27 protein-coding genes are annotated in these 22500 nt (G+C 68.3%); 14 read left to right on the plus strand and 13 right to left on the minus strand.

From position 1 onward, the window contains the following. The 8 genes from DI624_RS11670 to DI624_RS11705 all read right to left on the minus strand — a co-directional run. Positions 1-366, minus strand: a 366-nt coding sequence (locus tag DI624_RS11670; protein WP_291538650.1) for a phage portal protein, incomplete at its 3' end; no start/stop codon positions are given. A gap of 105 nt (positions 367-471) precedes the next feature. Then, a complete protein-coding gene (locus DI624_RS11675) occupies positions 472-1542 on the minus strand; it encodes an acyltransferase (RefSeq protein ID WP_291538652.1) in 1071 nt (356 codons plus the stop codon). A gap of 38 nt (positions 1543-1580) precedes the next feature. Then, complete coding sequence (locus tag DI624_RS11680) at positions 1581-2708, minus strand: SGNH/GDSL hydrolase family protein (RefSeq protein WP_291538654.1); 1128 nt, start codon at positions 2706-2708, stop codon at positions 1581-1583. Beyond that, a complete protein-coding gene (locus tag DI624_RS11685; protein WP_291538655.1) occupies positions 2708-2842 on the minus strand; it encodes a hypothetical protein in 135 nt (44 codons plus the stop codon). Before DI624_RS11685 ends, DI624_RS11680 begins: the two co-directional genes overlap by 1 nt. Further along, positions 2836-2991, minus strand: a complete 156-nt coding sequence (locus DI624_RS11690) for a hypothetical protein (protein WP_291538656.1) — start codon at positions 2989-2991, stop codon at positions 2836-2838. The genes DI624_RS11685 and DI624_RS11690 overlap by 7 nt, the downstream gene beginning before the upstream one ends. Before the next feature lie 54 nt (positions 2992-3045). Then, entirely contained in the window at positions 3046-4296 is a 1251-nt protein-coding gene (locus DI624_RS11695; protein WP_291538657.1) for a terminase family protein, read from the minus strand. Further along, positions 4184-4735 carry a hypothetical protein gene (locus DI624_RS11700; protein ID WP_291538658.1) on the minus strand — a complete coding sequence of 184 codons (552 nt, stop codon included), beginning with the start codon at positions 4733-4735 and terminating at the stop codon, positions 4184-4186. The genes DI624_RS11695 and DI624_RS11700 overlap by 113 nt, the downstream gene beginning before the upstream one ends. A gap of 22 nt (positions 4736-4757) precedes the next feature. Beyond that, on the minus strand, positions 4758-5219 hold the full coding sequence (locus DI624_RS11705; RefSeq protein ID WP_291538659.1) for a YcgN family cysteine cluster protein: 462 nt from the start codon (positions 5217-5219) through the stop codon (positions 4758-4760). 75 nt (positions 5220-5294) lie between these two features. On the opposite strand from DI624_RS11705, the gene DI624_RS11710 reads away from it, so the two are divergent. Genes DI624_RS11710 through DI624_RS11720 form a run of 3 tightly spaced genes read left to right on the plus strand, consistent with a single transcriptional unit; the run spans position 5295 to position 6353 of the window. Continuing rightward, positions 5295-5597: an endonuclease domain-containing protein gene (locus DI624_RS11710; RefSeq protein ID WP_291538660.1), complete on the plus strand. Its 303-nt coding sequence runs from the start codon at positions 5295-5297 to the stop codon at positions 5595-5597. 40 nt (positions 5598-5637) lie between these two features. Next, positions 5638-6183: a hypothetical protein gene (locus DI624_RS11715; protein WP_291538661.1), complete on the plus strand. Its 546-nt coding sequence runs from the start codon at positions 5638-5640 to the stop codon at positions 6181-6183. After that, positions 6180-6353, plus strand: a complete 174-nt coding sequence (locus DI624_RS11720) for a hypothetical protein (protein ID WP_291538662.1) — start codon at positions 6180-6182, stop codon at positions 6351-6353. The genes DI624_RS11715 and DI624_RS11720 overlap by 4 nt, the downstream gene beginning before the upstream one ends. A 48-nt stretch (positions 6354-6401) precedes the next feature. Here DI624_RS11720 and DI624_RS11725 read toward each other — a convergent pair whose 3' ends face one another. Further along, positions 6402-6614: a hypothetical protein gene (locus tag DI624_RS11725; protein WP_291538663.1), complete on the minus strand. Its 213-nt coding sequence runs from the start codon at positions 6612-6614 to the stop codon at positions 6402-6404. After that, entirely contained in the window at positions 6611-6742 is a 132-nt protein-coding gene (locus tag DI624_RS11730) for a hypothetical protein (RefSeq protein WP_291538664.1), read from the minus strand. The genes DI624_RS11725 and DI624_RS11730 overlap by 4 nt, the downstream gene beginning before the upstream one ends. A 286-nt stretch (positions 6743-7028) precedes the next feature. Between DI624_RS11730 and DI624_RS11735 the strand changes: the two genes are divergently transcribed. The 7 genes from DI624_RS11735 to DI624_RS11765 are packed head-to-tail and all read left to right on the plus strand — an operon-like array spanning position 7029 to position 15641. Beyond that, the gene (locus DI624_RS11735; RefSeq protein ID WP_291538722.1) at positions 7029-7112 is read left to right on the plus strand and encodes a potassium-transporting ATPase subunit F; all 84 of its coding nucleotides are present in this window, start codon (positions 7029-7031) and stop codon (positions 7110-7112) included. A gap of 12 nt (positions 7113-7124) precedes the next feature. Then, a complete protein-coding gene (gene kdpA, locus DI624_RS11740; protein ID WP_291538665.1) occupies positions 7125-8834 on the plus strand; it encodes a potassium-transporting ATPase subunit KdpA in 1710 nt (569 codons plus the stop codon). A gap of 22 nt (positions 8835-8856) precedes the next feature. Next, complete coding sequence (kdpB, locus tag DI624_RS11745) at positions 8857-10920, plus strand: potassium-transporting ATPase subunit KdpB (RefSeq protein ID WP_291538726.1); 2064 nt, start codon at positions 8857-8859, stop codon at positions 10918-10920. A gap of 29 nt (positions 10921-10949) precedes the next feature. Next, positions 10950-11687 carry a TorF family putative porin gene (locus tag DI624_RS11750; protein WP_291538666.1) on the plus strand — a complete coding sequence of 246 codons (738 nt, stop codon included), beginning with the start codon at positions 10950-10952 and terminating at the stop codon, positions 11685-11687. Further along, a complete protein-coding gene (gene kdpC / locus DI624_RS11755; RefSeq protein ID WP_291538668.1) occupies positions 11687-12271 on the plus strand; it encodes a K(+)-transporting ATPase subunit C in 585 nt (194 codons plus the stop codon). Before DI624_RS11750 ends, kdpC begins: the two co-directional genes overlap by 1 nt. Next, on the plus strand, positions 12268-14943 hold the full coding sequence (locus DI624_RS11760) for a sensor histidine kinase KdpD (RefSeq protein WP_291538670.1): 2676 nt from the start codon (positions 12268-12270) through the stop codon (positions 14941-14943). Before kdpC ends, DI624_RS11760 begins: the two co-directional genes overlap by 4 nt. An 8-nt stretch (positions 14944-14951) precedes the next feature. Further along, positions 14952-15641: a response regulator transcription factor gene (locus DI624_RS11765; RefSeq protein WP_291538671.1), complete on the plus strand. Its 690-nt coding sequence runs from the start codon at positions 14952-14954 to the stop codon at positions 15639-15641. Between the two features lie 71 nt (positions 15642-15712). Here the strand turns inward: DI624_RS11765 and DI624_RS11770 are convergent, their stop codons facing one another. Next, positions 15713-16087, minus strand: coding sequence for a DUF6471 domain-containing protein (locus tag DI624_RS11770; protein WP_291538672.1), 375 nt, complete (start codon positions 16085-16087; stop codon positions 15713-15715). A 182-nt stretch (positions 16088-16269) separates the two neighbouring features. Here DI624_RS11770 and DI624_RS11775 point away from each other — a divergent pair, with 182 nt between their 5' ends. Beyond that, a complete protein-coding gene (locus DI624_RS11775; RefSeq protein ID WP_291538673.1) occupies positions 16270-17922 on the plus strand; it encodes an IS1595 family transposase in 1653 nt (550 codons plus the stop codon). Here the strand turns inward: DI624_RS11775 and DI624_RS11780 are convergent. Beyond that, positions 17894-18457 (minus strand): hypothetical protein, encoded by a 564-nt coding sequence (locus DI624_RS11780; protein ID WP_291538674.1) that lies wholly within the window; start codon positions 18455-18457, stop codon positions 17894-17896. The two genes, DI624_RS11775 and DI624_RS11780, sit on opposite strands and share 29 nt — an antisense overlap. A 264-nt stretch (positions 18458-18721) precedes the next feature. Continuing rightward, positions 18722-19060 carry an SMR family transporter gene (locus tag DI624_RS11785; protein WP_291538675.1) on the minus strand — a complete coding sequence of 113 codons (339 nt, stop codon included), beginning with the start codon at positions 19058-19060 and terminating at the stop codon, positions 18722-18724. 98 nt (positions 19061-19158) lie between these two features. Here DI624_RS11785 and DI624_RS11790 point away from each other — a divergent pair, with 98 nt between their 5' ends. The 3 genes from DI624_RS11790 to DI624_RS11800 all read left to right on the plus strand — a co-directional run bounded on the left by DI624_RS11790 (position 19159) and on the right by DI624_RS11800 (position 22490). Continuing rightward, positions 19159-21012: an ABC-F family ATP-binding cassette domain-containing protein gene (locus tag DI624_RS11790; RefSeq protein ID WP_291538677.1), complete on the plus strand. Its 1854-nt coding sequence runs from the start codon at positions 19159-19161 to the stop codon at positions 21010-21012. Further along, positions 21009-21416 carry an ester cyclase gene (locus DI624_RS11795; protein ID WP_291538679.1) on the plus strand — a complete coding sequence of 136 codons (408 nt, stop codon included), beginning with the start codon at positions 21009-21011 and terminating at the stop codon, positions 21414-21416. The genes DI624_RS11790 and DI624_RS11795 overlap by 4 nt, the downstream gene beginning before the upstream one ends. A 99-nt stretch (positions 21417-21515) precedes the next feature. Beyond that, a complete protein-coding gene (locus DI624_RS11800; protein WP_291538682.1) occupies positions 21516-22490 on the plus strand; it encodes an alpha/beta hydrolase fold domain-containing protein in 975 nt (324 codons plus the stop codon). Positions 22491-22500 lie beyond the last annotated feature (10 nt).

The following is a 22500-nucleotide window of genomic DNA, read 5'->3' on the forward strand; positions in this document are numbered from 1 at the left end:
GGTCGCCTCGACATAGGCGTTGCCCGACACCTGCAGCGCCCCATAGACCGCCTCCATCAGCTCCGCCCCCGACTGTTCGGGATTGGGCCGGCGGATCAGTCTGGCCAGCGGATGGCCGTCGTCTCGCGCCCCGTCCACGAACACCGCGAACGGCGCGGACGCCGCCGCCTCGGCGATCATGCGGATGCAGCGATAGGCCACCGCATTCTTCTGATAGCCCTCGCGCGCCAGACTGGCGTAGTCGTTGGGCGTCCAGCGCGGCCGCCCCACGCCCGACAGGGCGATCACCCCGCCCGTACGGCTCTCCTTCGCCTCGGGCGCGCGCCCGCGCCCCGCCTGGCCGAACGGCCACCGGATCGAAACCATCGTGTGGATTTCCCTTTATTTCGTCATCCTCGGGCCTGTCCCGAGGATCCATACTCACGGTGCTCGCCGCTCAACGCCGGCGTTTATGGATCCTAGGCGCAAGGCCTAGGATGACGGCGAATGAAGCAAGGCGCGGGGTCTTGGCGACGCCATCAACCGCAACAACGGCCGCTCGACCCACAGATGCACGACCACCCCCGCCACCAAACTGGCCGCAATGGTCAGCACCACCACCGCATCCCCGGACAGCGCGACCATCCCGCTCTCGAACGCCCGCCCCAGCGCCCGGATGACCAGCACGTGGGTCAGATAGATCGAATAGGACGCATCCCCCATGAAGGCCGCCGCCCGCGCCAAAGGTCCGGGCGCAACGTCCGTCCGCTCCATCCGCACGACGCCGAACACCAGCAGGGCGGCCGGCAGGCCCCAGATCAGCACCCGCGCCATCCCCGTCGCCGGATCGTTCAGCGCCTCGACCCCGTCGATCCGGCCATAGCCGAAAACCAGGCCCAGCCCGAACCCGGCCAGCGCCAGCCCGACCGCTATCGGACCCAACAGACGCGGCGCCATACGCCAGACTCGGGCGATCGCGACGCCCAGCAGGAACTCCAGAACGATCGGCGCGCCCCAGAACCTCAGCACCGGCGCCGCCGCGAAGAATCCCGCGATCAGCAACAGCCCATAGACCCCGGCCAATTTCCATCCGACCCGCCGTCCGCCCGCCATCGCCAGGCCGAACGCGCCGTAGAACAGCATCTCGAAACACAGGGTCCACCCCGGTCCCAGGGCCGGAAACGTCATCTCCAGACCGCTGAACGGCCAGAACAGAAAGGTCGCCGCCGCCACGTCCGGGGCCAGCGTCCCGCCCCGCGCCATGCCGATCAGGATCGGCAGGGACAGCAGCCAATAGATCGGCGCCACCCGGCGAAACCGTCGCCACAGAAACGCACCCGCCGCCCCGACGCCCGCCTGTCCCCGCGTCGTCGTGGCGATGACGAAGCCGCTGACGACGAAGAACACGTCCACGCCCACAGCGCCGAAATCCGCCAGCGGGCCGGCGCCGAACGCGGTCGCCAGCCCCAGCCGCGTCCCCGCCAGGTCCACGGCGTGGGCCGCGACCACCGCCGTCGCCGCCGCGAACCGCAGCGCCTGCACCCCATGGAACCGCTCCCCCATCCGCCACGGTTAACATCGGGCGCGAGGGACCGACAACCTCAGATCATCACGCGCGCCCGCACGGCCTCGGCGATCAGGGCCTGGCCCGCTGCATTGGGATGGACCGCATCGAACATCAGCCCTCCGTCGAAGGTCCCGCCGAACAGGGCCGCCCCGTCGATGGGCGTCGCCAGCCCCTTGGCCGCCGCCACCTCGAACGCCGCGTCGCGGATCGCCCCCTGCGCGGCGTAGCCGGCCTTGCCCTGGGCCGGATCGGACGGACAGCCGGTCATCAGCAGCACGTCGCCGCTCGCCCGCGCCCGGTCGATCAACTGCCCCAGCTGGGTCTTGTAGGTCGCGACCGCCGTCCCCGCGTTCCAGTCGTTGATCGTCAGACACGCCACTGTCAGATCCGGCGCGACGACCGGCAGCGCGCCATAGGCCCTGTACGGCTGGTCCGTCGTGGTCCAGTCCGCCGCCTTCGACCCGCCCCACCCGGCGTTGATCACCCGCGCTCGCCTGACGTCCGCGCGCCAGGCGACCCCGCCCGCCACGAACACCGCCCCGCCCGAGGCCCAGCGCACCGTCACCGGCCCGCCGGTCTCGGGGAAGGCGACGGTCGCGATCTCCATTCCCGCCGCCTTGGTCGTAGCGATCGTGGCGCGCACGACGCCGTCGGTCTCGACCGTCAAGACCCCCAGCGCCGTATTGGTCACGGCCCACAGATCGAACCGGTCCGCCGTCGCATCGGGCTGAAAGCTCCAGCCTCCGCCCGACCCCGCCGCGCCGGAAAACAGTTTCCCGCCCATCCCCGTCAGGGCGTTGACGCTCCATCCGGCGCCCAGGGTCACGCGCGGATCATAGGCCGGATAGCCCCCGGCGGCCGCATCCGCCGTCCCCGCCCCGGCGACCGACGCCGCCCAGGCCGGCAGGCCCCGCCCGCTCATCAGCACCGCCAGCCGCTCGGGCCAGGCCCCGGCCCGCCCGTTGGGCGTCCAGCCGCCCGACACGGCGCCGAACCCCTGGGTCACGCTGTCGCCGATGCACAGCAGCCGCGCCTCGCGCCCGCCCGCCTGCATGGTCCGCACCGCCGCCGACCACGCGGGCAGGTCGGCCACGGCGAACCCTGCACGGCCCAGCACCCCGCCCGGCGCCGCCGACGCCGGCCCGACCTCCACCCCCGGCATCAGTCGAAGACCGCCACGATCTGGGTCGCCGTCGTGCCGGTCGCCAGCACGCGCCGGACCTGCACCGGCAGCCAGCCGACCGGATGATTGGCGAAGGTCACGGCCTCCCCGTCCTCGGCCCCGACCGTCAGCACACGGACATTGCCTGCCGCCCCGACAGCGCCTTGGCGTAGGCGTTCAGATCCGCCGTATCGCTGGGCGCCGCCGCGACCGCCCGCCTGGCCGGTCCCCCGGCCTCGCGCCCATGCGTCAGCAATCCGTCCCGCTCTGGAATGGCCGGCATATCGTCTTCTCCTGTTCCAACAAATTCTCCCTCCCCGCGAGAGGGAAACGGCCTCTAGAAACCGCGCACCCGCGGCCCCGCCGCGCGCGGCTCCAGCATCAGCCGCGTGATCCCCCACACCAGGGCGTCGGCCCGGTCCGGGCTGGGCCCGCCCTCGGACCCCAGGGCCAGCATCTCCTCCTCCAGGGCCGAAAAGGCCTCGCAGTGGATCACCCGCCCCTGTTCGTAGAGCAGCGCCACCGGCTCGGCCCGCGCGGCCTTGGAGCGCGAGGCGTGGACCATTTCGATCCTGGCCGGGCAGTCGCTGGCCCCCAGGACCGCGCGCACCATGTCGCCGCCCTGGTTGCCCTCGGCGATCACTTCCTGCGCCTCGAAATCGCGCGCCGCCTGACAGACCGCGGCGGCCCAGCCGCTGGGCGAACGTCCCCGGACCGTCCGGTCGGCCAGGACGAAGGCCCGTCCGTCCTTTCGCCCGACCACCACGATGCCGCAGGCGTCGCCCCGCGCCGTCGCGGGCGGATCGACCGCCACGACCACCCGGTCCAGTTCGGGCGGCGGCGCGCCCCTGGCCCGCCTCAGTTCCTCGATGGAGAACAGGGCGCCCTCGCCCTCGACCACCAGCCCCTCCAGCTCCTGCGCCGCCAGGCGCGTCCCGCCATAGACATCCGTCAGATGCGCCAGAAATCCGGGCGACAGGTTTTCCGCGTTCAGCGCCGTCGCCGCCCGCTCCGTCACCGTCCCGGCCTCGGCCATCAGCCTGCGCAGCGCCGGGATCGGCCGGGGCGTCGTCGTCACCGCCAGCAGCGGCTCGGTCCCCAGACGCAGGCCGAACCTCAGGTTCGACAGCACCAGGTCCGGCCGGCGCCAGGCGCAGAACTCGTCGGCCCAGGCCGCATGAAACTGCGGCCCTCTCAGACTGTCGGGGTCCTCGGCCGAAAACGCATAGGCGGCCGACTGATTGCGCCACACCAGCCGACGCCGCCCCGCCTCCCAGCGCGGCCGGTCGCCCGGCTCCGCCAGGGCCTTGATCCCCGACGCCCCCTCCACCATCACCTCGCGCACGTCGTGCAGGGCGGGACCGACCAGGGCCAGGGTGACGCCAGGCAGTTCGCGCGCCATGATGTCGATCCAGACCGATCCGGCGAAGGTCTTGCCCGACCCCCGACCGCCCAGAAGCAGCCAGGTGCGCAGATCATCGTCGGTCGGCGTAAACTGATGCTTGGCTATCCGGCAGTGGCTGCGATGCAGCCTTAGCCCGTGCTCTTTCAGCAGCTTCGGCGTTCTTTTCTTCCAGAATCCGATCAAGCCTCGCGTGCTCGACGACCAGTTCCTGTCGGATTCGCTCGTCTTCTGCGGGGTCGTAGGTTCGTCCACCCATCTCGTCCTCTTCATCCTCGCTCAGGCACAGCAGGCGCAGCGCCTCGACCGCCCTGGCCGATCGCGCGATCACGCCGATCTGGCGCGCGGTCTTCTCGGCGGCGGCGGGCTCGGACATGTCCGTGTCGCACACCGTCTCGACCGCCGCTTCGATCTTGGCCTTCATCTTCAGAAACAGCGGCTCCAGCCACCCGGCGCAGGCTGCGGCCCCGCCCGCTTCGCGGTTCGCGGCGGCGCCGCGCCCGCCCTCTTCGTCGTCCCGATTTCCCGCCATGTCCGAACCATAGCGCACCAGCGTCCTAAGGCCGGAAGAAGGCCCAGATAATTCGACAACCGGTTGTTTTATCAGAATTTCAACCAGCGACATCGCGCGGGTCGCGGGCGCGAACCTATCGTTCGCGGCCCCGTTCGACCGCCCATTCCGGCGCCTCGAAGTCCAGCGCGTCCTCCGGTTCGGCCAGGTCCAGTTCCGAAATCGTCTGCCCCCGCACCGACACCCCGGCCGTGTGCACCGTCTCGCGGCTGCCCGAGATCAGGTGATGCCATTTCGCCAGCGTCCGCCCCTCGTGCAGCCGGCGATAGGCGCAGGATTTCGGCATCCATTCCAGGGCCTCGATGTTCTGCGGCGTCAGCTTGATGCAGTCCGGCACCTGCGCCTTGCGGTTGGCGTAGTCCGAGCAGGAACAGGCCTTGGAATCGAACAGCTTGCAGTGCACCCGCGTCGGAACGACCTCGCCCGTATCCTCGTCCTCGAAGCGGATCACGCAGCACAGCCCGCACCCGTCGCACAGCCCCTCCCACTCGGCCGGCGTCATCTCGTCCAGGGTCTTGGTTTCCCAATAGGGGGCCATCACATCCTCCCCCGCCTGCGGGGGAGGGGGCAAGGCCCTTTGCCAAAAGCACAGCTTGTGATGGTGATACGCTCCATGAGAGCGCCGGTCCTTACCCAAAAACGCGCCAGAAGTCTCCGCCGGACGATGTCCCTTCCCGAAGTCCTGATCTGGCGACGGATTCGAGGCCACGGCTTTCGTCGCCAGCACGCCTGCGGCGCCTATATCCTCGACTTCTATCGCGCCAGGGACCAGCTCTGCATCGAAATCGACGGCCAACAGCATGACCTCACCTACGACGCCCGCCGCGACGCCTGGCTCGCCGAAAAGGGCGTCCGCACCCTCCGCATCCCCGCCACCGCCGCCCTGAACCGGCTATGGGTAGCAAACACACCTTAAGGGCCGGGACGGTTAGAACCGCCGCATTTATGATGCCGGCATGGCAAGTTCGATCATTCCTATTGGCACCGAGCACGCGCCTGCGCTGCACACCCTGATCCGTAAGCGCGCCGAGTTGGACGGTGAACTGGAGGAGCAGCATCTCCGGCTCCGGGAACTTCAGCAAGCCATCGTCCACCTCGACGCGGTGCTGTTGCTCCTAAAGCCGGACATCGACATCAGCGAGATCGCCCCGAAACGACTCCGGCCGCCGCACGCCGCTGCACATGGCGAGATCACCGGCATGGTGGTGGATTGCCTGAGAGACGCCGATGAACCGATGACTTCGAGAGCGTTGGCGCAGGCGGTCATCGAAAAGCGGGACCTCGACGGCGCTGACGCGAAGCTGGAAGTCACCATGGCTAGACGGGTTCGAGCGTGTTTGAGGCCCATGCGGTTAGCGGGGCGAGTGCGAGCCGTGCAGATGGCGACGGGACCGCAAGGATGGGTCTTGGCGTCTAGGCAAGAACAGCAAGCCGTGGCTGGTCGGTTGGGAACACCGGTCTCCTTCGCCGGCGGACCCCTGGGCCGTGAGGTCGCGAAATGAGGGCGGAGCGCAAGGCTCCGCTGCGGTTTGTTCGCGGCGGACACCTTTTCCACATCGCCAAGGCCTATGCCGAGGGCGAGAAGGGTTTCGTTGGCCTCCGGGACGGGCGCGTGCTGGCGCGGGCCCCCGAAGCCTCGCAGGTCGCGCGGCTTCTTATTCTTGGCGGGTGACAACGCCGCCTCTGTCCACAGGCGCGGGTTCTGGAGGCGCTGTCGCCATCAGCGGCGTGCCCCCAGCTTGTGGTTCAGGCGGTCGGCCTGGGCCTGGAGCGTTCGCGCCAGCCGCGCGGCGGCGCTGCGGCGGGGCAGCGGCCGGGTCCGGCAGCCGTTCATCGCAACGCACCAGCCGCCGTCCCTCGGCTCGACCTCGTAGTGGCGGGCTCCCGGTTGCGGCGCGAAGGCCGACCGGTCGCTGACATAGCCCGACATCATCGGCCGCGCCCCCGATCTTGAGGCGAAGGCGCGCCGAAAGCCTGACCGATCAAATCGAGCGTCATGCGCCAGACGCTGGGCGTGCTGCGCGGCTGGAGGGACAGTTTCAGCATGTGGTTCCGGGTCATTGTGACCTCCGTTTCGGGGAGGCGGATTCGACACCTGCCGGGCGTAAGCGGGCCATTCAGAAATGGCGGCAAGCACCTAAGGCGCGCGTAAGACCGGTCACCCGCCCTTACGATTTCCTTATGCGCCCGGGCGGCATTCGAATGGCGCGGTTACGCGGATCGGGAGCCTTGTCCCGCCTCAACCAGTCGGAGGCGTCGGCATGGCCGATCTGATCTATCTGGCGTTGGGCGGCGGGGCCTTTGTGCTCTTCGCCGCTCTCGCCGCTGCATTGAAGAGGGTGTGACGATGATCGGCATCCTCTGGGGCGTCGGCGCGGTCGTCGTCGCCGGCTACATGGTCGCAGCGTTGCTGCGGCCCGAGCGGTTCTAGGGAGCCGCCGTCATGAACATTCAGGGATGGGCGGAGATCGCCCTGACGCTCGGCCTGGCCGCGTTGCTTGGCTGGCCGATCGGCGTCTACATGTCGCGCGTCTGGAACGGCGAGCGGACATGGCTCGACCCGGTGCTGAAGCCGGTGGAGGGCGTCTTCTACAGGGCCTCGGGCGTCGATCCGAGCCGGAGCCAGGGTTGGCTCGGCTATGCGGGCGCTCTCCTGGCCTTCAACGCGGCCGGCTTCTTCGTGCTCTACGGCATCCTGCGCTTACAGGGCATGCTCCCGCTTAACCCGCAGGGCTTCGATGGCCTGAACGCCCATATGGCGTTCAACACCGCCGTCAGCTTCGTGACCAACACCAACTGGCAGGCCTACGGCGGCGAGACGACCATGTCGACGCTCAGCCAGATGCTGGGCCTGACCGTCCAGAACTTTCTGTCGGCGGCGACGGGCGCGACGATCGCGGCGGCCCTGGCGCGCGCCTTCGTCGCCGATCGCGGCCAGGGAGTGGGCAACTTCTGGGCCGACCTGACCCGCACGACCCTTTATGTCCTGCTGCCGCTGTCGGTCCTGCTGGCGGTCGCCCTGGCGGGCCTCGGCGTCGTGCAGTCGCTTCAGGCGTCCGCTACGGCGACCACGCTGGAGGGCGGACAGCAGACCATCAGCCTGTTCCCAACCGCCAGCCAGTTGGCCATCAAGCAACTGGGGATCAACGGAGGCGGCATCTTCAACGTCAATTCGGCCCATCCGCTGGAGAACCCGACGCCGCTGACGAACCTGATCACGGCGGTCTCGATCAATGTGTTGGGCTGGGCGGCCTTCTTCGCCTTCGGCCGCAGCGTTCTTGCCAAGCGCGACATCCGGGCCCTGGCCGTCGCCGCCCTGATCCTGCTCTCGGCCTCGGGCGCGGCCATGTATGCGATCGAGACCCAGACCGTCCCGTCTCTGGCGGCTGCGGGAGTCGAAGCGACCGCCAACATGGAGGGCAAGGAGGTCCGCTTCGGCGTGCCCGCCTCGGTCGCCTGGGCGACCATGACGACCGGCGCGTCGAACGGCTCGGTCAACGCCATGCACGCCAGTTTCATGCCGCTGGGCGGGGGCTTGCAGATGTTCCTGATGCAACTGGGTGAAATCCTGCCCGGCGGCATTGGATCGGGCATCGCCGTCATGGTTCTGATGGCGGTGCTGGCGGTGTTCGTCGCCGGGCTGATGGTCGGCCGCACGCCGGAGTATCTCGGCAAGAAGATCGAGGCGCGCGAAATCCAGTTCGCCATGGTGGCCGTGCTGGTGCTGCCGCTGGCCATCCTGGGCTTCGCCGCCGTGGCCGCCGTTTTGCCCGCCGCGCTGGAAGGCTTGCTCAATGACGGACCGCATGGACTGTCGGAAATCCTCTACGGCTACACCTCCGCCGCCGCCAACAACGGTTCGGCCTTCGCGGGCCTAACAGCGAATGGCCCCTGGTGGGCGACGACTCAGGGCCTTGCCATGCTGCTTGGCCGCTTCGTTCCCGCCGTGGCGGTGTTGGCTGTCGCCGGCGCTCTGGTCGTCAAGCCCAAGCTGGCGCCCAGCGCGGGCACGCTGCCGACCCATGGGCCGCTGTTCATCGGCCTGTTGATCGGCGTCATCCTCATCCTGGGCGGATTGCAATTCTTCCCCGCCCTGGCCCTTGGCCCCATCGCCGAGCACTTCCAGATGCTCGGCGGCGTGGTCCGACCCTGATCTCGGGACAACCGACATGACCATGACAATCCCCGAGCCCCACACGGGCGCCGAGCGCCGGGCGTCCATCGTTGGCGGCCTGACCGGCCAGATGATCGGCCGCGCTCTGCGTGACGCCGTCGTCAAGCTGAACCCCGTCAAGTTGCTCAAAAACCCGGTGATCTTCACCACCTGGATCGTGGCCCTGCTCGCCACGGTCTCGGCGGCGGCAGCGATCGCGGCGGGCGACGGTTTGGGCTTCGCCCTGCAACTGGCGCTGTGGCTGTGGGCCACCGTGCTGTTCGCCAACGTCGCGGAGAGCGTGGCGGAGGGGCGCGGCAAGGCGGCGGCTGACAGCCTTCGCGCCACCCGCGTCACGACCAAGGCCAAGCTGATCGTCGATCCCAAGACCGGGCTAACCGTGCCGACGCCCGCGCACGAACTGGAGATCGGATCGATCGTCCTGGTCGAGGCCGGCGACGTCATCCCGTCCGATGGCGAGATCGTCGAGGGCGTCGCCTCGGTCAACGAGGCCGCCATCACTGGAGAATCGGCGCCGGTGATCCGGGAATCCGGCGGCGACCGTTCGGCCGTGACCGGCGGCACCACCGTGGTCTCGGACTGGATCAAGGTGCGGATTACCGCCACGCCCGGATCGACCTTCCTCGACCGGATGATCGCCATGGTCGAGGGCGCGGATCGTCGCAAGACGCCGAACGAACTGGCCCTGGCGGTTCTGCTGGCGGGTCTGACGCTGGTGTTCCTGATCGCGGTCGTGACCTTGGTCGGGCTAGGCGCCTATTCCGGCGTCGATCTCGATCCGATCGTTCTCGGCGCCCTGTTCATCACCCTGATCCCCACGACCATCGGCGGACTGCTTTCGGCCGTCGGCATCGCGGGCATGGACCGGCTGCTGAAGGTCAATGTGCTCGCGACCTCGGGTCGGGCCGTGGAGGCCGCCGGAGATGTCGACACCCTGTTGCTGGACAAGACCGGCACCATCACCTTCGGCAACCGCATGGCGACCGAGGTGATCCCGGTCCCCGGCGTCCGCCCCGAGGCGGCGCTGACGGCCGCCGTCATGGCGTCCCTGGCCGACGAGACGCCGGAGGGTCGCTCGATCGTCGAACTGGGCCGCAACGCCGGTCTGACGGCCGAGCTGCCTGAGGGCGCGACCGCCATCCCCTTCACCGCCGTCACGCGCCAGTCGGGCGTGGACGCAGGGACGGACGTCTGGCGGAAGGGCGCGGTCGATGCGGTCTTGAAGTCGCTGAACCTCGCCGAAGCCCAGGCTCCGAGCGAGTTCCGCCAAGCGGTTGAGCGCATCGCCCGTTCGGGCGGCACGCCGCTGGCGGTCACGCACAACGGCGTCCTGGTCGGCGTCATCCACCTTAAGGACGTGGTCAAGCCGGGAGTGAAGGAGCGGTTCGCCGACCTGCGCCGCATGGGCCTGCGCACGGTGATGATTACCGGCGACAACCCGGTGACGGCCGCCGCCATCGCCTCGGAAGCGGGAGTCGACGACTACCTCGCCGAAGCCACGCCCGAGGACAAGATGCGCCTGATCAAGGCCGAGCAGGCCAAGGGGCGTCTGGTCGCCATGTGCGGCGACGGGGCCAACGACGCGCCTGCGTTAGCCCAGGCCGACGTCGGCGTGGCGATGCAAACCGGCGCCCAGGCCGCGCGCGAGGCCGGCAACATGGTCGATCTCGACAGCGATCCGACCAAGGTCATCGAGATCGTCGAGGTCGGCAAGCAGCTGCTGATCACGCGCGGCGCCCTGACCACCTTCTCGATCGCCAATGACGTAGCCAAATACTTCGCCATCATCCCGGCGATGTTCGTGGTCGCCCTGCCGTCGCTCGGCGCGCTGAACATCATGGGGCTGTCGAGCCCCCAGAGCGCCATCCTGTCGGCGGTGATCTTCAACGCCCTGGTGATTGTCGCCCTGATCCCCTTGGCCCTGCGCGGCGTGAAGTATCGCGCCATCGGGGCCGGAAAGCTGCTCAGCCGCAACCTGCTGATCTACGGCCTCGGCGGTCTCGTCGCGCCCTTCGTCGGCATCAAGCTCATCGATCTGGTCATCTCCGGGCTGGGCCTGGCTTGACCGCTCCCCTCATCGTGAAAGTCCAATCCATGACCCGCAAATCCCGCTTCCGCGCCTCGGGCAAGAACGACATCTGGTTCGCCGGCGCCTGCCTCGTCGCCTTGGTTGTCTGGGGCATCGCCAGCCAGGCCGACGCCCAAGAGGCCGAAGGGCCGCAATGGTCGGCCAACGTCGCCGTCGCCTCCGATTACATCTTCCGGGGCGTCAGTCAGACCGAGGAAGACGCCGCCCTTTCCGCCGGCGTCGACATGACCAACGGCGTCTTCTACGCCGGCGCCTGGGCCTCCAATGTCTCGTTCGCCGGCGATGGCGACACGGGCGTCGAAGCCGATATCTATGCCGGTGTCCGGCCTGAGTTCGCCGGTTTCGCCCTGGACTTCGGGGTCATCGGCTATCTGTATGACGAGACCGGCGCGCTCGATTACGACTACGTCGAGTTCAAGGCCGGCGCCTCGCGCGCCGTCGGGCCGGCGACAATCGGCGCCGTCGTCTTCTACTCCCCCGACTTCTTCGGCGCGTCCGAGGACGAGGCGACTTACGTCGAGGCCAACGCCGCCTTCACCCCAGCCGACCGTTGGACCGTCTCGGGCGCCATGGGCCGCCAGTTCGTCTCGTCTGACTTCGACTACACAACATGGAATGTGGGTGCGGCCTACGCCCTGACCGACACCTTGGCGATCGACCTTCGCTACCATGACACCGACGAGCATGACTTCGGCCAGATCTACGAAAGTCGCGCCGTCGCAACCCTGAAGGCGACCTTCTGATGCTCTCCTCACTTCGTCCCGCCATCGTGATGGTGGCCTTGTTCACCCTGCTCCTTGGCCTGGCCTATCCGCTTGCTGTCACCGGCGTGGCGCAACTGGCCTTCCCTTCCCAGGCCGACGGCAGCCTGGTCCGGGATGCGGACGGCGCGGTGCGGGGCTCGGCCCTGATCGGCCAGACCTTCGCCGAGCCGCGCTACCTGCACTCGCGGCCGTCGGCGGCGGGCGATGGCTACGACGCCTCCGCCTCGTCGGGCTCCAACCTTGGCCCCTTGAATCCCGACCTGGCCGAGCGGGTGCGGACCGGAGCCGAGGCGATCCGGACCGAGGCCGGCGCGGCGACCATCCCCGCCGATGCCGTGACTACCTCGGCGTCCGGCCTCGACCCGCACATCTCGCCGGAATACGCTGCGCTTCAGGCGGCGCGGATCGCCCGGGCCAGGGGCGCGCCGGTTCAGGAGGTTCAGCGCGTGATCGACGCCCATACGGAAGCTCGCCTGCTCGGCTTCATCGGCCAGCCGCGCGTCAACGTGCTGATGACCAACCGGGCGCTTGACGTCAACTTTCCGGCCGCTGCCGCCCAGTGACGGACGCGCCGTCAGTCCCCGACCCCACCAAGGCCGGGAGTAAGCATCCCAAACGCGGGCGGCTGAAGGTCTTTCTCGGCATGTCCCCTGGGGTCGGCAAGACCTACGAGATGCTGCGCGCCGCCCGACGCCGAAAGGCCGAGGGCGGCGACGTCGTTGTCGGGGTGGTCGAAACCCATGGCCGCAAGGAAACCCAGAGCCTGCTGCGAGGGCTGGAGGTGATGGCCCGCAAGCCGATCGACTACAAGGGTCGCGCCCTGATGGAGTTCGACATCGATGCGGCCTTGGCGCGTAGGCCTGAACTGCTGCTGGTCGACGAATACGCTCACTCCAACGTCCCCGGCTCGCGTCATCCCAAGCGCTGGCAGGACGTTGAGGAACTGCTGGACGCCGGCATCAACGTCTGGACGACTCTCAACGTCCAGCACCTGGAAAGCCTAGTCGAGGTGGTCCTGCGTATCACCGGCGTGCGCCAGCGCGAGACGGTGCCAGATAGCGCCCTGTCCCGTGCAGACGACATCGAGGTGGTGGACATCACCGCTGACGAACTTCGCCAGCGGCTTGCCGAGGGCAAGGTGTATGTGCCCGAGACTGCCCGGCTGGCGGCCGACAAATTTTTCAAGGTCGAGAACCTGATCGCCCTGCGCGAACTGGCGCTTCGCCGGGCCGCCCAGACTGTAGACGATCAACTGGTCGCCACATTGCGCGATCGCGGTATGGAAGGACCTTGGGCGGCGGGCGAGCGCATTCTTGTCCTGGTCGGCGGCGACGCCATGGCGTCGCCCCTCGTCCGGGCTGGGCGGCGACTGTCCGACATGATGATGGACGCGCCGTGGACCGTAGCCCACGTCGAGCGTCCCAGCCGTCCCGTGCCGGGAGCCGTCGGCGCGGCGCGGCTGGGCGAAGCCTTCATGTTGGCGGAACAGCTCGGCGGTCGCACCGTGCTGCTGACCGGCGACGACGTGGTCAAGGCTGTGATGGATTATGCCCGCCGCGCCAATGTCACCCAGATCGTTATCGGCAAGGGCATCGACAGCCGGATCAGCGAAATCATGGGGCGTTCTCTGGCCGCCGAGCTATTGCGCGCGGGCAAAGGGACGGCGATCCACGTCATCACCGAGGGAGAGAGCGGATCGGCCCAGACCGTGGCCAGCACGTCGGCTCGCCGCCGCCTCGCCTGGCAGGGCTATGCGACCGGCGCGGCGTTCATCGTCGTCGCCACGGGCATCGCCGTTATCCTGGATCGGACCTTCCAGCGCGTCGATCTCGGGGTCGTTTACCTGTCCGCCGTATTGGCGGCGGGCGTCCTCTATGGCCTCAGACCAGCCCTCGTTGCGGCGACGGTGGCCTTCCTCACCTACAATTTCCTTTTCCTTGAACCGCGCTACACCTTCCTGATCGGATCGCCCACCGACATCCTGACTCTGGTCGTTTTCTGGGCGGTGGCCCTGGTCACCGGCGGCCTCGCGGGACGGGTCCGGGACCAGGCCCGCAATGCCCAGCGCCGGGCGTCGGCCGTGTCGGCCCTGCTCGCCGCCAGCCAGAGTCTGGCCGCCGCCGAAGATCGACTGGCGACCGCCAGGGTTCTGGCGGAACAGACCGCCGCTGCCGCCGGCGCGAAGGCGGTGGTGCTGCTGCCCTTGGACGACGATCTTGTGGCAGTCGCCGGGGCGCCGACGCTGGAGACCCTGGGCTCCGCCGCCATGGCTGCCGCCCGTTGGGCCTGGGAGCGCGGTGAGCCAGCAGGGCACGGGACAGGCACCCTGCCGCAGACCAGCTGGACCTTTCGGCCCCTCCAGGGCCTTCGCTCCCGCGCCGGGGTGGCGGGCATTGAGGCCGACGCCTTGGCGTCAGGCTCTGAAGAGGAGCGGCTGGCCCTGGCCTTGCTGGAACAGGGGGCCGTCGCGCTGGAACGAGCCCAGTTGGCTGGAGACGCCGTGGAGACCGAGACCCTGCGGCGCACTGATCGGTTCAGGGGCGCGCTCATGAACTCCGTCAGCCACGACCTGCGCACGCCCCTGTCCACCGTCCTCGGCGCCGCCACCACGCTGATCGACTACGGTCCGACCCTGAAGGCGGACGTCCGCAGAGACCTGCTGCTCAGCATCCGCGAGGAAGCCGAGCGCCTAAGTCGCTACGTCGGCGACCTGCTCGACATGACGCGCCTCGAGGGCGGGGCGCTCAGCGTCCGATCCGACTGGACCGACGTGCGCGACGTGCTGAACGCGGCGGCCGAGCGGGTTTCGCGCCGCCTTGGCGCCCGTCGCCTGGCCCGAGACTTTCCGTCACAGCTTAGCGCCGTCCAGGCCGACCAGGCCTTGCTGGAGCAGGCGCTGGTCAACATCCTTGAGAACGCCATCGCCTACAGCCCCGACGACACCACCATCGAACTGGCCGCCTATGAAGACCGGGGCTCGGTGGTCATCTCGATCGAAGACGAAGGGAAAGGCATTCCCACCGAAGAGTTGGAGCGGGTCTTCGACAAGTTCCGGCGCATGGACGAGCAGCCGGACCGGTCCAAGGGCGCGGGGCTCGGACTGGCCATTGCCAAGGGGTTCGTCGAGGCGATGAATGGCCGCATCGCCGCCGCCAGCCCGATCCACGATGGCCACGGCACCCGCATCCTGATCAGCCTGCCCAAGTCCATCGCCACTCATCCCGATCTGCTTTAGCCTTCCGCATGGCCGCGCTCCGCCCGCAAATCCTCGTCATCGACGACGAGCCGCAGATTCACCGCTTCCTGTCGCCGGCGCTGGACGCCGCCGGCTATGAGCCCAAGCGCGCCGACAGCGGACAGGAAGGCCTGCGCGGCATCGCCCTTTGGAGCCCCGACGCGGTCGTGCTGGACCTCGGCCTGCCCGACATGGACGGCAAGGACGTGCTGACGCGCGCGCGCGAGTTCTACACGGGGCCGATCATCGTCCTGTCCGCCCGCGACCGCGAAGCGGAGAAGATCGCGGCGCTGGACCTCGGCGCCAACGACTATGTCGAGAAGCCGTTCGGGGTCGGAGAACTGCTCGCGCGACTGCGGGCGAGCCTTCGTCAGACGCCCGACCGCGCCGTCACCTGTGGACCGCTGGAGATTGGCGACGTTCGCATCGATCTGGAGCAGCGCCGAGTCACGCGTGGCGATGCCCATGTGCGCCTCACGCCGAAGGAGTTCGATGTGCTGGCGGTCCTCGTCAGGAGCGCAGGAAAGGTCATCGGCCACCGAGACCTGCTCGTCGCCGTCTGGGGAGCAGCCCATGCCACGGACACGCAATATCTACGTGTCGTCGTAGGTCAGCTCCGACAAAAGCTGGAAATCGACCCCGCCAATCCCGGGCTCATCGAAACCGAGCCGGGCGTAGGCTACCGTCTGCTGATCTGAGTGCGGGGTCCACCGAGGCGGCCCTGACTGCGGTGCCTGCGTCGCGCCAGCGTCCGCCAATTTGGCCCCGGCTAGTCCTTTTTCGGCAGGCTAACCAGCGCCGCCATCAATTCTGGCGTCATCACGACTTGGGGCATCTTTCCAAGCAACTCGGGCGACAGCGTGATTTCGCCGGTCACTTGCGGCTTGAAGGGGATCAGGTCGATCCCAAGAACGTGCATGAACTGGAGCATGAAGGTCGCCGGGAATGTTCCCCGACTGATCTTGTTGCGGACGCTGACCTCGGTTTCCGAGACCCCGATCGCCTGCATACGCTTCGCAATGTCCGCATAGGTCAGATTCTGGCGACGCTGTTCAACCCGCAGAAGGGTTCGCGCCTTCTCGCGCCAGGAATTCTCGACATCTTCGAGATCGACGGTGGGCGATATGGATTCAGCCATGGCCATTGATGCCACCATCCGCCGCGACGATCAATCCGCGCGACTTAGCGCGCTTTTGAGCGATGCACATCGCACATACGCGACAAAGTCCTTGACGCGCACCGGCACGATAGGTATCGCACATACGCGACATTTCTCTCATATGTGCGTTGACCTCACTTGCTCTTCTCGAAGGCCCGGCTCTCGCCGTGACGCCAACCGAGATCGCCGAACTCTCGGAGGATGACGCGCGCGCGCTGTTTCGTCGCTATCGATTCGCCGAAAACGGCGGTGAACCCTGCTGCAATCACTGCGGCTCGCCGGCCGCATGGACCTACCGGGACGGCAAGCTCTTCAAGTGCAAGCAGTGCCTGAGGCAGTTCACTCTGACCACCAATACGCCGTTCGCCTATCGCAAGCTGCCGTTCAAGACGATCCTGCTGATCCTGGCGCAGTTCAACATCGCCTATCAGGCGCGCAGCGCCCGCGAGATCAGGCGCGACCTTCGCGCCAAGGTGAAGAACTACAAGACCATCTTCGTCTGGCTTCACAAGATCAGGTCGGCCATGCAGGCTTGGGAACGGCGCACGCCCCTGACCGACGAGATCGAGATCGATGGAACGGAACTGAAGGGTTACATCCGCCCAAAAAACGTCCGAGGCGAAAAGGACCACTACCGTTATCCCTTTGGTGCGCCTGATCGTACGCTGCATGTCACTCTCGCCCGGCAACGGTCCGGTCCGGCCCGCGCTTGGGTCACCAAGCAGGAGCAGCACCCCGTTCCTCTCTTCGTTGAGGTGGTAGACCCCAAGGCCGTCGTGTTCTCCGACGGCGGCCCATGGGGCGACATCCGTTTCCACTGCGCGCTGAAGAGGGTCATCCACGAACAGCACTTTTACACGCCGGAGGCGTGCACCAACTGGGCCGAGAGCGGCTTTCGCGTGCTTAAAGGGATGCGGATGATCTATCGGCGGATCATCGGCAACTACCTGGACCTCTACGCGGCTCAACTGACCTGGCGATTGACCCACGTGAGCCACAGCCAGGACGACGGCTTCGCCGCCCTGATGGGCGCGATGATGGCGCCGGGCCGCTCGCCCATGGCTGGCTACTTCCTCAAGAAGAAGGACGGGGGCAGCAAGCGCCGGTGCCAGATCGTCGACGAAACCGGCAAGTCGGCGGAATGGAGCCCGCCCAGCAACGAAGAGCGCCGCAGGGCGCGCAAGGAGGCGCGGCGCCAGACCGGAGAGCCCGAAACCCCGCGACTGGCCGATGCCCGGTCCGCGACCCGCTGGCGCGAGGGCTTTGAGTTCATGTCGGCGGCCCATTTCATGGACAACCCGAAGGCGATGCCCTTGAGCCCGGGCGTCTATGGCCTGTTTCTTCAGAGCGGCGAACGCCTGTTCAATCTGGCGGGCTACTTCCCTGACCCGCAACTGCCGGCTTGGGACCACGGCGTGTGGCGGAACGGCTACATTGGGCAGGGCTATAGCCTGCGCGAACGGGTCACGGCCCACCTCCTCGGCGACATCGACGACTCGCCGTTCCGGCAGTCTGTTCTGGCGATCCATTGGATCGCTGCGACCGGCGAGGTCGGCGATCTCCGAAGCCGTCAGGCGAGCGAGGCCGCCCTGAATGAGTGGCTGCGGCGCGAAGTCATGATCGGCTACAAGGTGTGCGGCTATCACAGGGCGGTGGAGAAGGAGATGCTGAAGCGCACCGCCGCCCCGCTGAACATCGGCGACCGCACCCCTTCGCCGTTTGGCCGTCTGCTTTCGAACGTGCGCCAGCGCTTCCGCGAAGCGGTGGTCGCCGGATGGCAGCCGGCTCCGCCTAAGAACCGTCCCCGCCAGCGCCGCTGACGCTTTCGTCGCCGGATTGTCGTGACCTGAGCGCCCATCGCGGCGGCTGACCCCCGTCGTTCACCAGGCCGTGCGTCGCACGCTGCAAGGCCGCGTTGATAGCGCCGTAGGCCTGCACGTGGGCGGGACCATCATCGATGCTGAGGTCATGGCGCTCGACGATGCGATCCAGCATCTCGCGGACCGTCAGCCAATCATCGGCGTCTCTCAGGATATCGAAGGCCGCGTCTGCCCATCCATGCGGCGGCCGGTTCGGTCCCCGGCGGAGCGGTCTGATCAGCTTTTCCTGCTCGGGGTCCCAGTCGGGCTCGAACATCTGGATGACGTAAATGACATGAGGGAGGGCCTGCCTGATCTCTTCGGCCCTCGCTTCCCGCTCGCCGGCTTGGGCGGCGAAAGCGTCCCCGCCTCTCCACTTTCTCTGCCGCAGCTTCGGCGGGTTCTCGATCCACCTCAGTTCGCCGCCCAAGCGCGCGTAAAGCGTCTTGAGGTGGCCCGTCAGCTGCTTCCCGCTGTTTTTCCTGCCAAGCGCCACGTAAGCCCTCGAACTGCCGAGGGAACCGACTTAATCCAGCTTAGGTGTGTTTGCTACCCATAGCCGCCCTGAACGACCCCGACGCCGTCGCAGAATACATCCTGTCCCTCTAGATCCTCCCCCGTTCACGGGGGAGGGGGACCGCGAAGCGGTGGAGGGGGCGAAGGCGCGCGCGGTGCAAAACGGTTCACACCCAGTCTGCGTCCGCCCCCTCCACCACGCTGCGCGCGGTCCCCCTCCCCCGCCTTGCGGGGGAGGATCTAATCAATGCCCCACGGTCTTGGAGAACAGGTTGATGACCACCACCCCGCCCACGATCATGGCCAGCCCCGCCATCGCCGGCAGGTCCAGTCTCTGGCGGAAGACCGCCGCCCCGACGACCGAGATCAGCACCACCCCCAGCCCGCTCCAGATCGCATAGGCGATCCCCACCGGCATCTGCCGCAGGGCGATCGACAGCAGATAGAAGGCCAGGCCGTAGCAGGCCGCCATCCCCGCCGTCGGCCAGGCCCGCGAGAACTGCTGCGAGGCCTGCAGCAGGCTGGTCCCCGCCACCTCCAGCGCGATGGCGCCCAGCAGCGCCGCCCAGGTGATCATGCTCATGCCGCGCCTCGTTCGCCCATCGCCCGACCTACAGCCGGTCCGGCCCAAAGCGTCAACGCCGATGGCCGAAGCGCCGGTCTGTCGCTATATGCCCGCCCATGGCAGCCAGACCCCCTCTCGTCGCGCTCAAGGACGTCCGCCTCCAGGACGGCCAGCGCCCCCTTTTCGACGGCGTCGACCTGGCGGTCGAACCGCGCAGCCGCGCCGCCCTTGTGGGGCGCAACGGCGCGGGCAAGTCCACCCTGATGAAGGTCGTCATGGGCCTGGTCGAGCCGGATAGCGGCGACCGCTCGGTCCAATCCGCTGTCCGCTTCGCCTATGTGCCGCAAGAGCCGGATCTCAGCCCGCCCTCAAGTAGCGCAAGCGATAGGGCGACGAAGGAGTGGACCCTGCTCGACTACGCCTCGGCCGGCGAGGCCGAAAGCTGGACCGCCGAGGCCTGGCTGGCGACTTTCGGCCTGGACCCCGCCAAGTCCACTCAAGGGCTGTCGGGCGGCGAGACCCGCCGCGCCGCCCTGGCCAAGGCCTTCGCCGAAGAGCCCGACCTGCTGCTGCTGGACGAGCCGACCAACCACCTCGACATCCTGGCCATCGAGTTGCTGGAGAACGAGTTGATCTCGGCCCGGTTCGCCCTGCTGGTCGTCAGCCACGACCGCGCCTTCCTGAACCGCGTCACCGACACCGTCCACTGGCTGGAAGGCCGCCGCGTCCGCACCCTGAACAAGGGCTTCGTCCAGTTCGACGAATGGTCGACCAAGGTGCTGGAGGAAGAGGCCGAATCCCTGCGCCGCCTGACCAAGACCATCGAGCGCGAGACCGCCACCTTCTACTCCTCCATCACCGCCCGCCGCAGCCGCAACGAAGGCCGCGCCCGCTCGCTCCAGGCGCTCCGCGCCGAGCGCGCCGAGAAGATGAAGGACGTCCCGCGCGAACTGTCCCTGGGCGTCGATTCCGGCGCGACCTCGGGCAAGCTGGTCGCCGAGATCAAGCACGTCTCGAAGGGCTTTGGCGGCCGCACCCTGTTCAAGGACCTGACCACCCGCATCATCCGCGGCGACCGCCTGGGCATCGTCGGTCCCAACGGGGCGGGCAAGACCACCCTGGTCAAGACCCTGCTGGGCGAACTGGCCCCGGACGAGGGCACGGTGCGCATGGGCGCCAATCTGGAGCCCGTCTATCTGGACCAGTCGCGCGAGGGGCTGAAGTCCGACATGACCCTGTGGGACGCCCTGACGCCGGGCGGCGGCGACAGCATTCTCGTGCGCGGCGTGTCCAAGCACGTCGCCGCCTACGCCAAGGACTTCCTCTTCTCCGAGGCCCAGCTGCGCCAGCCGATCTCGACCCTGTCGGGGGGCGAGCGCAACCGGCTGTTGCTGGCCCGCGCCCTGGCCAAGCCGGCCAATCTGCTGGTGCTGGACGAACCGACCAACGACCTGGACATGGACACGCTGGACAAGCTGGAGGAGCTGTTGGAGGGTTATGACGGCACCCTGATCCTGGTGTCCCACGACCGCGACTTCATCGACCGCCTGTCAACCTCGACCCTGGCCCTGAACGGGCGCGGCGACATCGTCGAGACCCCCGGCGGCTGGACCGACTTCATCCGCCAGAACCCCGGCTTCCTCCAGCCCGGCGCCAACCCCCGCCCCCAGGACAAGGCCGCCGCTCAGCGCGCCGCCGACAACCCCGCGCCCGCCGTCGCCCCCAAGAAGACCGCCAAACTCTCCTTCAAGGACGCCCACCGCCTGAAGGAGCTGGAATCCCTGATCGATGCGCTGCCCGCGATCATCGCCAAACACGACGCGACCCTGGCCGACCCCACCCTCTACGCCCGCGACCCCAAGGCCTTCGACGCCGCCATGAAGGCCGCCGAAAAAGCCCGCGCCGACCTGGAATCCGCCGAAATGGAATGGCTGGAGCTGGAAGAGAAGAAGGCTGCGCTGGCGACATGAGCCGCAGCGAACTCGACGCTCTGGCCCGCCGCTGGATGACCTTCTGGCAGGGCGCCGACCTGGTCGATTTCACCGCCCTGCACACGCCGGACTTCGTCGATCACGCCGCCGCCGGGCGCCCGTCCACCCGCGAAGGCTTCCGCGACGGCGTCGCCGCCCTCTACCGCGCCTTTCCCGATTTCCATGCCCGCATCGAGGATCTGGTCATAGACGAGGCCGCCGCCAAGGTCGTCGTGCGCTGGTCCGCCACGGGCCGCCATGCCGCACCCTTCATGGGCGTTGCGGCGACCGGCCTGACCCTGGACTTTCGCGGCCTGGAGATGCTGCACTGCCGCGACGGCCGGATCGCCGCGCGCTGGGGCGAATGGGACGGCGAAAGCCTGCTGGACCAGTTGCGCGCCTGATGGCCTGCGTCCGGCCGCGGGGACAGCCCGAGGGTGACGGTCTATGAAAGCGGGCTTCGGCCCCTTGAAACCAAACCCGCCGCCGCACACTCACGCTTCATGACCCTGCGCACCCACATCGTCGACTTCGCCCCGCCTCAAGAGGCGGCCGTGCGGCGCATCAACGCCGCCCTGGCCCGCGCGCCCCGCCTGCGCACCGACGGCTGGCGCATCGATGCGGGCCAGCGGCTGTCGCTGTGGCTGGATGCGGCGGCCGGGCGCGTCACCACCCCCCGCCTGAAGAAGCGCGGCGTCACGGTCGAGATCGTCCAGACCGACGGCGATCATCCCGTCCCCTTGCGCATCCTGCACCCCAGCGGAACCCCCCGCGCCGTCATCCTGGACATTCACGGCGGGGGCTGGGTGCTGGGCAGCGCGGGTCTGAACGACCGGCTGAACGCCCATCTGGCGCATCACGGCTTCTGCGTCGTCTCGGTCGACTACCGCCTGCTGTCCGAACGTCGCCAGGTCTATATCGACGCCGCCATCGCCGACTGCCTGGCCGCCGCCTACTGGACCGTGACCAACGTCGACCGGCTGGGCGCCGCGACCCTGTTCATCGCGGGCGAATCCGCCGGCGGGCATCTGGCCGCCCTGACCGCCGTCGCCCTGCGCGACCGGGGGCTGATCGACCTGGTGAAGGGCTGCGTCTTCGTCTACGGCGTCTTCGACCTGTCGGGGACCGAGAGCGTGCGGTCGGCGGGCCCGGACACCCTGCTGTTCGACGGCCCGACCATGCGGGCCGACCTGGCCCGCCTGGCCCCCGACCGCGACGAGGCGGGCCTGCGCCAGCCCGACGTCTCGCCTCTGTATGCCGACCTGACCGGCCTGCCGCCCGCCCTGTTCCTGGCCGGCGAATACGACCCCCTGTTCGAGGACAGTCTGCTGATGGCGACCCGCTGGGGCGAGGCGTCCGAGGCCGATCTGATCCGCGCGCCCCAGGTCCCGCACGGATTCCTGCATTTCGGCGGCCCCGCCGCCCGGGGCGCCCGCCGCGCCATCCGCACCTGGCTGGACGCCCGGCTCGGGGACTGACGAAGGGCGC

This window comes from Brevundimonas sp., from assembly GCF_003248455.1.
Classification (GTDB): Bacteria; Pseudomonadota; Alphaproteobacteria; order Caulobacterales; family Caulobacteraceae; genus Brevundimonas.

Excerpts from the sequence above, each read along its gene's own strand:
- DI624_RS11675 (WP_291538652.1), bottom strand. The coding sequence starts at position 1,542 with ATGGGGGAGCGGTTCCATGGGGTGCAGGCGCTGCGGTTCGCGGCGGCG.
- DI624_RS11680 (WP_291538654.1), bottom strand. The coding sequence starts at position 2,708 with ATGCCGGGGGTGGAGGTCGGGCCGGCGTCGGCGGCGCCGGGCGGGGTG.
- DI624_RS11690 (WP_291538656.1), bottom strand. The coding sequence starts at position 2,991 with ATGCCGGCCATTCCAGAGCGGGACGGATTGCTGACGCATGGGCGCGAG.
- DI624_RS11700 (WP_291538658.1), bottom strand. The coding sequence starts at position 4,735 with ATGTCGCTGGTTGAAATTCTGATAAAACAACCGGTTGTCGAATTATCT.
- DI624_RS11705 (WP_291538659.1), bottom strand. The coding sequence starts at position 5,219 with ATGGCCCCCTATTGGGAAACCAAGACCCTGGACGAGATGACGCCGGCC.
- DI624_RS11710 (WP_291538660.1), top strand. The coding sequence starts at position 5,295 with ATGAGAGCGCCGGTCCTTACCCAAAAACGCGCCAGAAGTCTCCGCCGG.
- DI624_RS11715 (WP_291538661.1), top strand. The coding sequence starts at position 5,638 with ATGGCAAGTTCGATCATTCCTATTGGCACCGAGCACGCGCCTGCGCTG.
- DI624_RS11720 (WP_291538662.1), top strand. The coding sequence starts at position 6,180 with ATGAGGGCGGAGCGCAAGGCTCCGCTGCGGTTTGTTCGCGGCGGACAC.
- DI624_RS11725 (WP_291538663.1), bottom strand. The coding sequence starts at position 6,614 with ATGATGTCGGGCTATGTCAGCGACCGGTCGGCCTTCGCGCCGCAACCG.
- DI624_RS11730 (WP_291538664.1), bottom strand. The coding sequence starts at position 6,742 with ATGACCCGGAACCACATGCTGAAACTGTCCCTCCAGCCGCGCAGCACG.
- DI624_RS11735 (WP_291538722.1), top strand. The coding sequence starts at position 7,029 with ATGATCGGCATCCTCTGGGGCGTCGGCGCGGTCGTCGTCGCCGGCTAC.
- kdpA (WP_291538665.1), top strand. The coding sequence starts at position 7,125 with ATGAACATTCAGGGATGGGCGGAGATCGCCCTGACGCTCGGCCTGGCC.
- kdpB (WP_291538726.1), top strand. The coding sequence starts at position 8,857 with ATGACAATCCCCGAGCCCCACACGGGCGCCGAGCGCCGGGCGTCCATC.
- DI624_RS11750 (WP_291538666.1), top strand. The coding sequence starts at position 10,950 with ATGACCCGCAAATCCCGCTTCCGCGCCTCGGGCAAGAACGACATCTGG.
- kdpC (WP_291538668.1), top strand. The coding sequence starts at position 11,687 with ATGCTCTCCTCACTTCGTCCCGCCATCGTGATGGTGGCCTTGTTCACC.
- DI624_RS11765 (WP_291538671.1), top strand. The coding sequence starts at position 14,952 with ATGGCCGCGCTCCGCCCGCAAATCCTCGTCATCGACGACGAGCCGCAG.
- DI624_RS11770 (WP_291538672.1), bottom strand. The coding sequence starts at position 16,087 with ATGGCCATGGCTGAATCCATATCGCCCACCGTCGATCTCGAAGATGTC.
- DI624_RS11785 (WP_291538675.1), bottom strand. The coding sequence starts at position 19,060 with ATGAGCATGATCACCTGGGCGGCGCTGCTGGGCGCCATCGCGCTGGAG.
- DI624_RS11790 (WP_291538677.1), top strand. The coding sequence starts at position 19,159 with ATGGCAGCCAGACCCCCTCTCGTCGCGCTCAAGGACGTCCGCCTCCAG.
- DI624_RS11795 (WP_291538679.1), top strand. The coding sequence starts at position 21,009 with ATGAGCCGCAGCGAACTCGACGCTCTGGCCCGCCGCTGGATGACCTTC.
- DI624_RS11800 (WP_291538682.1), top strand. The coding sequence starts at position 21,516 with ATGACCCTGCGCACCCACATCGTCGACTTCGCCCCGCCTCAAGAGGCG.